The organism is Bradyrhizobium sp. S69 (assembly GCF_009766005.1).
GTDB lineage: Bacteria > Pseudomonadota > Alphaproteobacteria > Rhizobiales > Xanthobacteraceae > Bradyrhizobium.
The window spans coordinates 628,073-640,646 of sequence record NZ_LMUK01000046.1 but is presented as its reverse complement, the minus strand read 5'-3'; the positions used below and the strand labels follow the sequence as shown (position 1 = coordinate 640,646).

General features: G+C 62.7%; 9 protein-coding genes. 6 read left to right on the top strand and 3 right to left on the bottom strand.

All coding sequences use genetic code 11. The features are described 5' to 3' along the window. Positions 1 to 38 precede the first annotated feature (38 nt). Complete coding sequence (locus GSQ88_RS27620) at positions 39 to 1,229, top strand: CaiB/BaiF CoA transferase family protein (RefSeq protein WP_210253905.1); 1,191 nt, start codon at positions 39 to 41, stop codon at positions 1,227 to 1,229. A gap of 43 nt (positions 1,230 to 1,272) precedes the next feature. On the opposite strand, the gene GSQ88_RS27615 is transcribed toward GSQ88_RS27620, so the two are convergent. The 3 genes from GSQ88_RS27615 to GSQ88_RS27605 all read right to left on the bottom strand — a co-directional run bounded on the left by GSQ88_RS27615 (position 1,273) and on the right by GSQ88_RS27605 (position 4,978). Continuing rightward, a complete protein-coding gene (locus tag GSQ88_RS27615; protein WP_159010908.1) occupies positions 1,273 to 2,523 on the bottom strand; it encodes a cytochrome P450 in 1,251 nt (416 codons plus the stop codon). Positions 2,524 to 2,594: 71 nt separating this feature from the next. Then, a complete protein-coding gene (locus GSQ88_RS27610; RefSeq protein ID WP_174248132.1) occupies positions 2,595 to 3,797 on the bottom strand; it encodes an ABC transporter substrate-binding protein in 1,203 nt (400 codons plus the stop codon). A gap of 41 nt (positions 3,798 to 3,838) precedes the next feature. Beyond that, complete coding sequence (locus GSQ88_RS27605) at positions 3,839 to 4,978, bottom strand: acyl-CoA dehydrogenase family protein (protein WP_159010906.1); 1,140 nt, start codon at positions 4,976 to 4,978, stop codon at positions 3,839 to 3,841. Positions 4,979 to 5,173: 195 nt separating this feature from the next. Here GSQ88_RS27605 and GSQ88_RS27600 point away from each other — a divergent pair, with 195 nt between their 5' ends. The 5 genes from GSQ88_RS27600 to GSQ88_RS27580 form a co-directional block, all read left to right on the top strand. After that, entirely contained in the window at positions 5,174 to 5,938 is a 765-nt protein-coding gene (locus tag GSQ88_RS27600; protein WP_210253904.1) for a FadR/GntR family transcriptional regulator, read from the top strand. 59 nt (positions 5,939 to 5,997) lie between these two features. Further along, on the top strand, positions 5,998 to 6,807 hold the full coding sequence (locus GSQ88_RS27595) for an enoyl-CoA hydratase/isomerase family protein (RefSeq protein ID WP_159010905.1): 810 nt from the start codon (positions 5,998 to 6,000) through the stop codon (positions 6,805 to 6,807). A gap of 8 nt (positions 6,808 to 6,815) precedes the next feature. After that, entirely contained in the window at positions 6,816 to 9,059 is a 2,244-nt protein-coding gene (locus tag GSQ88_RS27590; protein WP_159010904.1) for an acyl-CoA dehydrogenase family protein, read from the top strand. Positions 9,060 to 9,069: 10 nt separating this feature from the next. Then, on the top strand, positions 9,070 to 10,260 hold the full coding sequence (locus GSQ88_RS27585; RefSeq protein ID WP_159010903.1) for a CaiB/BaiF CoA transferase family protein: 1,191 nt from the start codon (positions 9,070 to 9,072) through the stop codon (positions 10,258 to 10,260). A 569-nt stretch (positions 10,261 to 10,829) separates the two neighbouring features. After that, on the top strand, positions 10,830 to 12,574 hold a 1,745-nt coding region (locus GSQ88_RS27580; protein ID WP_159010902.1), incomplete at its 3' end, for an efflux RND transporter permease subunit.

The window sequence follows — 12,574 nt, the reverse complement described above, 5'->3', positions numbered from 1 at the left end:
TGTCGACGTAGCCAATAAATCCGTTCGGGGACAAGATCGTGGCAAAACCTCTCGCTGGAATTCGCGTGTTGGATCTTTCCAAGGTCCTCGCCGGCCCGTTATGCGCGCAATATCTCGGGGACCTCGGCGCCGACATCATCAAGGTGGAGACCGTCGGCAGCGGCGACGAAACGCGGGGATGGCCGCCTTTCCCGGCTCCGGGCCTCGGAACCGTTTTTCTTTCCGCCAACCGCAACAAGCGGAGTATCGCCGTCGACCTGAAAACCGCGAAGGGGCGTGAGATCGTTCATGCGCTGGCAAAATCGGCCGATATCGCTATTGAGAGTTTCGGCACCGGTGTTGCCGAGCGGCTGGGGATCGATGCCGCGACGCTTCGGCCGCTCAACGATCGGTTGATCCATTGCAGCATCTCGGGATTTGGCCGTTCCGGACCGCTGAAGAATTCACCTGGGTACGACGTCATCTTGCAGGCCTTCTGCGGGATCATGTCGATGACCGGCGACGAGGACGGCGGGTATATTCGCAGTCCGATCTCTCCGATCGACCAGATGACCGGCGTGCACGCGTTCAGCGGCATCCTGTCGCTGCTTTACGCCCGCGAGAAGACGGGGCAGGGCGGCACCATCCAGGTTTCCCTGTTCGAGACCGCGCTGGGTCTGCTCGGTTATAATCTGCAGACCTATTGGGAGCGCGGTGTGCAACCGCCGAAATGCGGATCGAGCCATGAATCGCTCTGTCCCTACCAGGCTTTCGAGGCGGCGGACGGCCCCATCATGATCGGCGTCGCCAACGACAATCTATGGCGGAAGTTTTGCGGCGTGACGGGACTAGACGCGCTCGCCGATGATCCCAAATTCAGGACCAATGCGGATCGCGTCACTCACCGCGATGAAGTGCTGCGCCATGTCAAAGCCGCGTTGGCGGCCAATTCGGTGAAGCACTGGAACGATGCGCTCACCGCTGTCGGCGTGCCATGCTCGCCGATCAACACCCTTGCCCAATTGCTCGATCACCCGCATACCGCAGCGAGCGGGATGATCGTCGAATACGACCACGCGCACGCCGGGCGCCTCAAGGCCGTGGGCCACCCGGTGCTGATCAATGGCGAACAGCGTCAGGCAGGCTTGCCGCCTCCCGTCGCCGGACAGCATACCGACGACGTGCTGAGCGAACTGGGATGGTCGCGCCAGCGCATCGACGATCTGCGGCGCGAACGCGTGATCGGCTGAATTCTCTCGGTGGAAGTCGGCGTGGCGAGCGAGTGCCGAGCACTCACGCCATTGCAGCCTCCGACGCCTTGAAGCTGATCGGCAATCGCTTGAGGCCTCCCAGAAACGAGGTCTCGATCCAGGCGGGCTCGCCGGTGAGGGCGATCTCGTCGACCCGCGCCAGCAGTTCGCGAAAGAAGATCACCATCTCGATCTTGGCGAGGTACATACCGATGCAGGCGTGGATGCCGAAGCCGAAGCCGACATGGCGGTTTGGATTGCGATCGACAATGAAGGAGAACGGCTGTTCGAACGCCTCGTCGTCGCGGTTCGCCGACGGATACGCCATCATCAGATGATCGCCCGGGCGGATGGTCTTGCCGCGAAGCGTGGAGGTCTCGGTCGCCGTCCTGAAGAAGTGCTTTACGGGCGAAACCCAGCGGACCATCTCGTCCACCGCGGCCGGAATCATATCCGGGTTCGCCCTCAGCTTGCGCATTTCGTCCGGGTTTTGGATCAGAGCGAGCAGGCCACCGGCCAGCGTCGCGCTGGTGGTGTCGTGGCCCGCGCTTGCCAGTGCAACAAAGTAGGATGAAGCCTCGAACTCGCCGATCAGGCTGCCATCGACCTCGGCGGTCGCAATCAGCGTTGCGACGTCGTTGGTGGGATGATTGCGGCGCTCCCGCGCGATGCCGCGAAAGAAATCCATGTAGGCCATGGTGGCGCCGATCAAATCGCTGCCGCGCTGCATCTCCGGGTCGCCGCCGCCGAAATAGGCCCGCGTGATGTCGAGAAGATGCTGGCCGTGCTCGTCGGGGATACCGAGGATCAGCATGATTACTTTAAGCGGAAACCGCACCACGACGTCATTGTAGAAATCGCAGGCGCCGTCATGCGCGAGCATGCGGTCGATGCTCTCGCGGGCGAGCTTGCCGATGCTCTCCTCGAGCAGGCGTACCTGTTTGGGCTGAAACCAGGCGTGGGTGAGTTTCTTGTATTTGGCGTGATCGGGGTTATCCATCTGGTTGATGGCGCGGACCAGCATCGGCCGTCCGCCCATCGCTTCCTTTACTTTCGATTCGAAATCGATCGAGAGCAGCTTGGTCCGTGGCGCGTTGATGAATTTGTCGTTCTGCTTCTCGATCTCCATGACGTCCCGGTGCTTCGAGATGGTCCAGAACGGGCGGTAGCCGCTTGGCTCGGTCCAATGTACCGGGTCGTCGCGGCGCAGCATCGAGAACAGCGCGTGCTGCCCTTCAAGGCTGCCATAGGTCTTGTGGCTGGCGATCGCTTCATCGACGAGGGGATCCTGCATGCTATCTCTCCCTGAAATTTTTTATGGACGATCAGCGCATCAGCAAAAAAGATGTTCTCCGCAGCAAAGAATCATTCGGCCGACAATAAATCATCCGCCAGCCGCCAGCTCGCGCCATCGAATGTCGCGATCCGCAGCGTCTTGAACGGCGTGTAATCGTCGGGTTTGATGCTGATCGATACGCCCGGAAGCATCATGGGAAGACGTTCGCCGTGCAGCGAGGTTGCCTGGTGGATCAGGGACGCTCCTGTGAGCTGGTCGCCACAACGGGTCAGCACGAGGGCCGCGGCCTGCACGTTCATATAGGCGACCAGCACGGAATAGTCGTCCGGATTGGCCGAGGGCGCGTACTTCGCGAGAAAGTCCTTGTATGCCCTCACTTCCGCGTCATCGCTCCAGGCGGGGTCACCCGGCTGCTTGAGGAATTGCGTCGTGACCAATCCTTTCGACGCTTCGAGGCCTGCGGGTTTCAGCACGGTTTCGAGCGATGCCGCCGAACCGCCGATGACGTGAAGCGGGGTCCAGTTCAGTTCGTGGACCTTGCGGATCGATTGCGCCGTGGCCTTGGCGGAGGATTGCTCGATCAACGTGTCGATCCCGGCCGATTTGAGCTGAACGATCTGGGAGTCGATGGTCGGATCGGCGATTTCATAGGACGCCTCGGCGATGATCTGCGAGGCCTTGGCACCGAGCCCGGCGCGCAAACCTCTCAGATAATCCCTGCCGAAGTCGTCGTTCTGGTAAAGCACGCCGATCCTGGCGTCCGGCTTGGTCTTCAGGATGTACTTTGCGATCACGCGGCCTTCGGTTTCGAAGTCCGGATAGAGCGGGATGGTCCAGGGGAAATTCTTCGGATCGTTGAAGCGCCGCCCGCCCGCCGTGATGAACAGCTGCGGAACCTGCTTGCCGTTCAGATATTTCTGGATCGCGACATTCGGAGCCGTTCCGATGGTGCCGATCTCGGCGAGCACGCCGATGTCCTCGACCAGCTTGCGCGACTGCTCGACGGCCTTGGGGGCGCTGTAGGCGTTGTCCAGTTGCGTGAACTTGATCTTGCGGCCGTTGATCCCGCCCTGCTGATTGAGCATGTCGAAATAGCCGACCACGGCGCGCCCGGCGCCGGCGCCGAAAGACGAGGCCGGACCGCTGAGCGGTGTCGACTGTCCGAGATTGATCTCGGTATCGCTGACGCCGGGGCCGTAGGCTTTTTGCGCCCACGCCGGCGCTGTCGCCACCAGCGCGGATATCGCCAACACGCCCCGGATCGAATTGATGCGGCTCACTCCAGTTCCTCCCGATTATTTTTTGTTTGTTTTTATCGTAGCAGTTCGCGGGCAATCACCACGCGCTGGATCTGATTGGTTCCCTCGAATATCTGCGTCAGCTTGGCGTCGCGCATCATGCGTTCGACCGGGTAATCCATCGTGTAGCCATAACCGCCGAAAATCTGGACGGCGTCGGTGGTGACCTTCATCGCCATGTCGCTGCCGAAGCATTTGGCCATGCTGGCCAGCAGGTTGAGGCGCTTCCAGTCGCCGGCATCTCCGGCGCGGGCGCATTCGTAGACCAGGGCGCGGGCCGCCTCGATCTGGATCGCCATGTCCGCCAGCATGAACTGGATGCCCTGGAACTCCGAAATGGCCTTCTTGAACTGCTTGCGTTCTTTCGCGTAGGCGATGCAGACGTCGAGCGCGCCCTGCGCCAGCCCGACCGATTGAGCGCCGATGGTGGGACGGTTGAGGTCGAGCGCGCGCATCGATGCCCGAAAGCCCTTGCCCTCCTCGCCGACGAGGTTCTCCACGGGCACCCGGACATTGTCGAAGAAGATCGGCGTATTTGGCGCGCCGCGAAATCCCATTTTTCGCTCGTGGCGGCCAAAGGTGATGCCGGCCGTTGTCTTTGGTTCGACGATAAAGGCGCTGATACCGTCGGCGCCGGGGCTGTCGCTGGTTCGTGCCATCACGATGATGCATTCGGCTTCGACGCCGTAGCTGCACCACTGCTTGCGGCCATTGAGGACATAGCAATCGCCGTCTTTTTTCGCGCGGGTGTTGATCGCGGTAACGTCGGAGCCGGCCTGCGGTTCGGAAATCGCGATCGCGGTGACCACACCGCCGGCGGCGATCCTTGGCAGATATTTCTTCCGTTGCTCCTCCGAGCCGAAGTGAAGCAGCGGCATGATGAACATCGAGTTGAGGCCGGCGATCGAGGCGCAGGCGGGCGAGACTTTGGAGATCTCCTCGCGTGCGATGCAGACCATCGTCAGATTGCCGTTCGGGCCGCCATATTGCTCGGGCACCCAGAGCTGCATCAGCCCCATTTCGCCGAACAGCTTGACCAGTTCGGTCGGGAACCGGTCGGTCGCGTCGATCTCGGCGGCGATCGGCGCCACGTGCCTGGCCACCATTTTCGCAATGCTGTCGCGGAAAGCAATCTGCTCCTCGGTGAAGCTCATGACGTCTCCTCTTTCCCCAAGCAAGGTTTCCCAAAGGGAAGCCGAAAAAAGGGCTTCCATTGAATGGGTGAACCATTTAATAGTCGTCGCATGATGAACAAGTCAAGGCCCAGCCCACCGGCCCGCCCTCGAACAATTGCGCAGACCCGCCGCGAGCGCATTCCGGATCCCCGCGCCGCGGGAGCGACAACTCCGGTGACGTTTCGGCCCATCCATACCCGGCGGGCGTTCGAGGAAATCTGCGAGCGGATCCGCGAGCAGCTCGCGCTCGGCGTTCTCAAGCCGGGAGACAAATTGCCGCCGGAGCGCGACCTCGCGCAGCAGCTCGGGGTCAGCCGCAATGTGCTGCGCGAGGCGCTGCGCAGCCTGGAAATGGCCGGCATTCTGCGGCTGCGGAAGGGCGTCAAGGGCGGCGCCTTCATTCGGGAAGGCGATACCGGCCGCATGAATGAAGTCATGCGGGACATGCTCAGCCTCGGCACCATCTCGGTGCGCGAGCTATCGGAGGCGCGGATCAACGTCATCGATCTGGTGGTCCGGCTGGCCTGCGTCGCGGCGCGGCAGCGCGATTTCGAGGCGCTGGAAGCCAACATCGAGCGGACCGATGTCGCGACCCGTGAAGGACGGCTGCTTGATCGGGTCGAGTGCTCACGTGAGTTCTACAAATTGTTGGCGGAATCGACCGGCAACAAGGTGATCGCCATGATGGTGAACTCGGTCACCGAGATTCACATGCGTTTCGTCTATGCCAAGGTCGCCTCCAGCGGCGCGGCGACGCCACGCCTGACCGACAAAAGAAGGCAGTTCCTTGCAGCGTTGCGTGCCCGGGACGTGACCGCGGCGACCAAATTGATGCGAATTCACGTGGAATCAGTGCAGCGGATGCTCGAACTGGATCCCGGCTCGATGTCGCTTCACGTAGCACTTGCCGAAGTGCAGCAGCCGGGCCTGCACCGCTGAACGCTCAAGAGCAGTTCCGAGAAAAACAAACACCCAGAACAAACAATAGGGAGCGAAACATGACGAGATACGCCAAATACGAATGCCTCAAGGTCGAGATCGAAGCCAAGGTCGCCACCGTGACCCTCAACCGTCCGCAGGCGCGCAACGCGATCAACCAGGTGTTGATCCGCGAGCTGCGAACGATATGGGACGATCTTGCCGACGACCACGCGATCAATGCCGTCGTGCTGACGGGGTCGGGTGATTTTTTCAGCGTCGGCGGCGACGTCAAGGCGATGTCGGAGCGGCCCGGCGGCGATGTTCTGGAGGAGGGCGAGGTGCACGATCCGATGATCAGTCGCCGTGGTGTCACCCGCCAGCTCGAACTCGACAAGCCGATCATCGCCGCGATCAATGGCGACGCCATCGGCCTTGCCGCCACTCACGCGTTATTGTGCGACATTACGGTGATGGCGGAAGACGCCCGCATCGGCGATACGCACGTGTCGCGCGTGGGCCTGGTGGCCGGTGATGGCGGCACGGTGATCTGGCCGTTGCTGATCGGCATCAACAAGGCCAAGGAATTCCTGATGCGCGGCACGCTGTTGAGCGGCAAGGAGGCCGAGCGGATCGGTCTGGTCAATCATGTGGCGCCGCGTGCCGAGGTGCTGGCGAAGGCGCGGGCGATTGCGCTGGAACTCGCCAACGGCCCGACCTGGGCGATCCGCTGGACCAAGCTGTCGATCAACCAAATTCTGAAAGAGCGGGTGAACCTGATGCTCGAAGCATCGATGGCGCTCGAGCAGGTGACGTTTGCGACCGCCGATCACAAGGAGGCGACGATGTCCTTCAAGGAAAAGCGCAAGCCGAAATTCGGCCAGGCGTAATTCCGTCGATGCCTTCGACCGAGTTGCCGAGCGACGACGTCAGGACGATGCTCCGCGATTCCTTGGCGCGCTTTCTTGGCGCGCAATGGAATCCGCAAACGGCTGCGACGTCTTCGGGATCGGCGGAGGAGATTACTTCGATCTGGACCAAGCTGGTCGGGCAGGGTGTCGCGGCGCTGGGCTGCGACCTCAATGAAGGCGGACTTCGCGAGATCGTCGTAGTCATGACGGAACTCGGCCGGGCCGCGTGCCCAGCGCCGATGTGGTCGGCCGCGCTCGCCAATCTGGCGCTGTCGGGCTGTCGGGCGGAAGAGGCGGTCGATCTGCTCGAAAGACTGCATGAGGGAACGGCGCGCGTCGCCTTCTCGTTCGGGGCACTCGATCCCGACGATAACACCGGCAGCATCCAGTTCGCCGATGGACGCGCCAACGGGCTACTGCGCTTTGTCGAAGTGGCCGGGAGTTGCACGCACCTGGTCGCCGCGATGGCGCCGGCGAGCCTTGCCATCATCGCATTGCAGGGGCCTGGCGTTGAGTTGGAGGCAACCCGGGCCATGGGCGCCTGGGGCCTCTATGAAGTCCGCCTGACGCAAGCGCCGGCGAAACGTGTCGATCTGGCATCCGGCGCTCTCGATGACCGGCTGCTGGCGGGTAAGCTCGCTCTGGTGGCGCGCGCGCAGGGCGCGGCGCGCGCGGCTTTCGAGCTGGCGGTCGAGTATGCCCGGGAGCGCAAGCAGTTCGGCCAGCCGATCGGGCGGTTTCAGGCGATCCAGCACAAGCTTGCGAATGGCCTGATCGCCCTCGAAGGCGTGCGGCTGACGCTCGATCATGCCGCGCATCTACATGATCGCGGGGACAGGAACTGGCGCTATTTCGCCAATACCGCGATTGCCTTTGGCTGTGACGCGCTGCGGCGGGTTTCGCTCGAAACCCAGCATACGCTAGGCGCGATCGGCTATGCCGAGGAACATCAGGCGCCCGGCCATTTCAAGCGGGTGCATCTCGACACCATTGCGCTCGGTGGCGCGAGCGAAGCGCGGCGGCGTGTCGCCTCGTTCCTGTTCGACCACGGCGGCCACGACCTGCCGCAATATGATCTGGGTCCTGCGGCAAACGCGTTGCGTGAGGAGGCGCAGGCGTGGCTGGACGATCACTGGTCCGGCGCGCGCAAGGCCGGTTTTGACGCAAGGCCATTCTCCAAGCGCGAGTTCGATCCTGAGTTTGCCCGCGATATCGGCCAGACCGGCTGGATCGGATTGGGTTGGCCAAGTCAATTCGGCGGTCAAGCGCGCACGCCACTGGAGCAGATCGCCTTCATCGAAACCATGGAGCGGGGTGAAGCACCGCGGATTGGCGCCGCGATCCAGGCCAACGCGCTGATGATGTTCGGTAGCTTGGCGCAGCAGGAGAAGTATCTGCCGGAGATTTTGCGTGGCGAAGCCATGCACGGGATGGGCTACAGCGAGCCGGAGGCGGGGTCGGATCTGGCTGCGCTGCGCACGCGCGCAATGCGCGATGGCGATGGCTGGGTCATCAATGGACAGAAAATCTGGACCACGACCTGGTGGGGAAAATACATGTTCCTCGCGGCGCGAACCGACCCGGAAGCAAAGCCGCCACACGCGGGTATCAGCATGTTCATCGTTCCGATGGACGCGGCCGGCATCACCATCCGGCCCGCGACCACCATGTATGACGGTAGCTTTGCCAATATCTTCTACGACAATGTGCGGATTCCGCTGGAAAATCTCGTGGGCGAAGTCAATGGCGGCTGGAAGGTGCTGACAGGCGCGCTCGCCTATGAGCGCGGCCTGGTCGGCGGCGGCATCGTGCTCAAGGTGGTTCACGCCTTCGAGCAGTTGCGCAAACGCGTCATGGCGCAGAGTGGCGGCGCGCAGCCGCTCGCGGATGATCCGATCGTCCGCGACCGAATGGCAACGCTGGCGTGCGAGATCGAGGTCGGCCGTCAGTTGATGGTGCATTGCGCGGAACTCGCCGCTGACGGCATCACGCCGCCGGAATACGGCGCGATCAGCAAGGTGTTCTCCGGCGAATTGATGGAGCGTTTCGGCGAAGCCGCGCTCGACATTCTCGGCATGCGCGCCACTCTTTCCGAGCAGATGCCGGGAGCGCTCGACAACGGCCGCTTCGAGCAAAACCTTCGTCATTCGCTGATGTGGGTCATCAGCATCGGGACCAACGAAATTCAACGCAGCCTGATCGCGCAACGCGGCCTCGGGCTGCCCAGATAGGAGCAGATGGATGCCAGAGCAAAACACGCCGCCGCTCGACGGCATCCGCGTGCTCGATTTCTCGATCATGCTGGCCGGCCCCTATTGCGCGCGGCTGCTGGCCGATGTCGGCGCCGACGTGATCAAGATCGAGCCGCCGGAGGGCGACGACATGCGGTTGCGGACGCCCGTTCGCGACGGCCACAGCGCCTATTTCGGCCAGCTCAACGCCGGAAAGCGCAGCCTTGCGCTCGACCTGAAAAACACCGAGGCGATCAAGCTGGTGCACCGGCTGGTCGCGGAAACCGACATCCTGGTCGAGAACTTTCGTCCGGGCGTGATGGATCGGCTTGGCCTCGGCTATGACGCGTTGTGTAAGATCAATCCGCGCCTGATCTATTGCTCGATTTCGGGCTATGGGCAGAGCGGGCCCGATTCGGAGCGGGCGGCCTATGCCATGATCGTTCATGCCGAGAGCGGCTTCGATCGTTCGCTGATGCGGTATGCCGGCGACCGGGATCGGCCGGCGACCGGAGCTATCTTCGTCGCCGACGTGCTGGGTGGAATCTTCGGCTACTCCGCGATCCAGACCGCGCTGGTGCAGCGCGCACGCACCGGGCAGGGCCAGCGGATTGACGTTGCGTTGATGGATTGCATGTTGAACCTCCTGGTCTACGAAATGCAGGAGGCTCAGTTTCCGATCCACGCATCGCGCCCGACCTACGGCCCGGTGCGGACCCTGGACGGCGACATCCTGATCGCGCCGGTGACGGTGCGAAATTTTACGGCGCTGTGTGAGGTGACGGGACAGGCTGAACTTGGTACCGACCCGCGCTTCAATACCGTGCCGGCCCGGGGCGCGAACTGGGCCGCGATGATGCAGGTCATCGAACAATGGACGCAGCGTCACACGGTGCGCGAATGCATCGCCGCGCTCGAGAAGGCCGGGGTGCCGTGTGCGGAATACCGCGATCCTGGCGCGGCGCTGACCGACCCGCATCTGCTGCAACGCGGCGCCTTCGCGACGATTGCGGATAAAGCGGGCGCCTTCGCCGGCGTCAATGCGCCCTGGAAGATGTCCGGCGCGGATACCGCGATGAAACGCGAAATACCCGGTGTCGGCGCCCATCGGGATGAGGTGCTCTCAAAGACCCTCGGCCTGTCCGCGGAGGCGATCACCGGCCTCGCAGCGGCGGGCGCGTTCGGCAAGACGCGGGCGTAGCCCTTTCGGCTGCGATGCGATCGGTCGGGAAGTTCGAGGACCTGCGAAACCTCTCGCCGTCCCGGCCTGGGTCCCCGCGTTCGAGCGTGTGAAGCTATTTCGACGTCATCCTGAGGTGCGAGCTCTTGCGAGCCTCGAAGGATGGCCGCAAGCACTGAGCTGAACACCATCCTTCGAGACGCGGCCAGGTGGCTGCTCCTCACGGGGGAACGCTCCGCGTTCGTCCCGGGGATGACGGCTCCGGTGTGTTGCGGCCTTCCGCCGGGCACGACGGGAGTTTGGGAAATCCCATGACCCAACCCTCCATCTATCGAAAATACGCCCTTCGCGCCTGCTGCAAATAAGCCAAATTCGGAGTGAATGACCCGGTGCGACAGCGCGTATCGGGAGCGATGTCCGCTGGGTTCGATAATTGAACCCGCGAGGGACCGGTTACCCCTGACCTAAATAAATTCGGGCATTTTCGATCCTGCCATCTGCGGGCGGGAGAGCACACTTGTTAAATTAGATTACGGCCGTTGAACAGGTCAATTTACGACATATAAGACGGGTGGGGATCAAGTTCACGCATGAGTCTTTCCAGCCCGTCTATCCGTCGGCCCGTCGCCACCACTCTGCTGACGTTCGGGCTGGTTGTCGCCGGTACTATCGCCTTTTTCAAGCTGCCGGTCTCGCCGCTGCCGGACGTCGATATTCCGACCATTTCGGTGCAGGCGACCCTGCCGGGCGCGAGCCCGGCGGACGTGGCAACCACGGTGGCCAGTCCGCTGGAGCGTCATCTCGGCCAGATCGCCGATGTCAGCGAGATGACCTCGTCGAGTTCGCTCGGCTCCGCGCGCATCAACCTGCAGTTCAGCGTCAGTCGCAACATCAATGGCGCCGCGCGCGACGTCCAGGCCGCGATCAACGCCGCGCGCGCCGACCTGCCGACCGCGCTGCGCAGCAATCCCAGCTATCGCAAGTTCAACCCCGCCTCGGCGCCGATCCTGATCTATACGCTGACGTCGGATACGCTGACCCCTGCCGAACTGTATGACGCCGCGTCCACCGTGCTGGCGCAGAAGCTGTCGCAGGTCGAGGGCGTCGGCGAAGTCAGCGTCAGCGGCGGATCGCTGCCCGCCGTGCGCGTCGAACTCAAGCCGCCGGCGCTCTATAAATTCGGGATCGGGCTGGAAGATGTTCGCGCCGCGCTCGGCAGCGCCAATGCCCACAGTCCGAAGGGAGGCATCGACGTCGGCGGCCAGCGCTACCAGCTCTATTCCAACGATCAGGCGATCCAGGCCGAGGACTACAAACCGCTGGTGGTTGCCTATCGCAACGGCGCGGCGGTGCGCCTGACCGATGTCGGCGACGTGCTCAATTCGGTGGAGAATTTGCGCAATCTGGGCCTCGCCAACGGCAAGCTCGCGGTCATGATGATCGTGTACCGGCAGCCGGGCGCCAACATCATCGGGATGGTCGAACGGGTGAAGGCGCTGATGCCGATTTTGCGTGCGTCGGTCTCGCCGGCGATGGATATCAATCTCGCGGTCGACCGCTCCATCACGATCCGGACCTCGCTGTTCGACGTCGAAATCACGCTGATCATTGCCGTGATCCTGGTGATCCTGGTCGTGTTCGCGTTCCTGCGCAGCGGCCGGGCGACGCTGATTCCGGTGGTGGCGGTATCGGTGTCGCTGGTCGCGACCTTCGCGGTGATGTATCTGCTCGGATACAGCCTCAACATCTTCTCGCTGATGGCGCTGACGGTCGCGACCGGGTTCGTGGTCGACGACGCCATTGTGGTGCTGGAGAACATTACCCGTCATCTCGACATGGGAAAGCCGCCGCTGGAGGCCGCCCTCGTCGGATCCCGGGAGGTCGGCTTCACGGTGCTGTCGATGAGCGTGTCGCTGATCGCGGTGTTTGTCCCGATCCTGCTGATGGGCGGCCTGGTCGGCAAGCTGTTCCGCGAATTCTCCATGACGATCACGATTGCGATCGTGATCTCGCTGGTGGTTTCTCTGACGACGACGCCGATGATGTGCGCCGTGCTGCTGCGCGCCGAACGCGGACGGCCGCACGGATGGATCTACCATGCGAGCGAGCGTGTGTTCGAGGGGGTGTTGAACTTCTATCGGCGGACGCTCACGGTGGCGCTGCGTCATCCGCGCTCCGTGATGCTGGTTCTGCTCGCCACCCTCGGCCTGAATTTCTATCTCTACGCCGCCGTGCCCAAGGGGTTTGTGCCGCAGCAGGACACCGGGCTCTTGATCGGATCTATCCAGGCCGATCAAAGCATCTCGTTTCAGCTGATGCAGAAGAAGCTGACGCA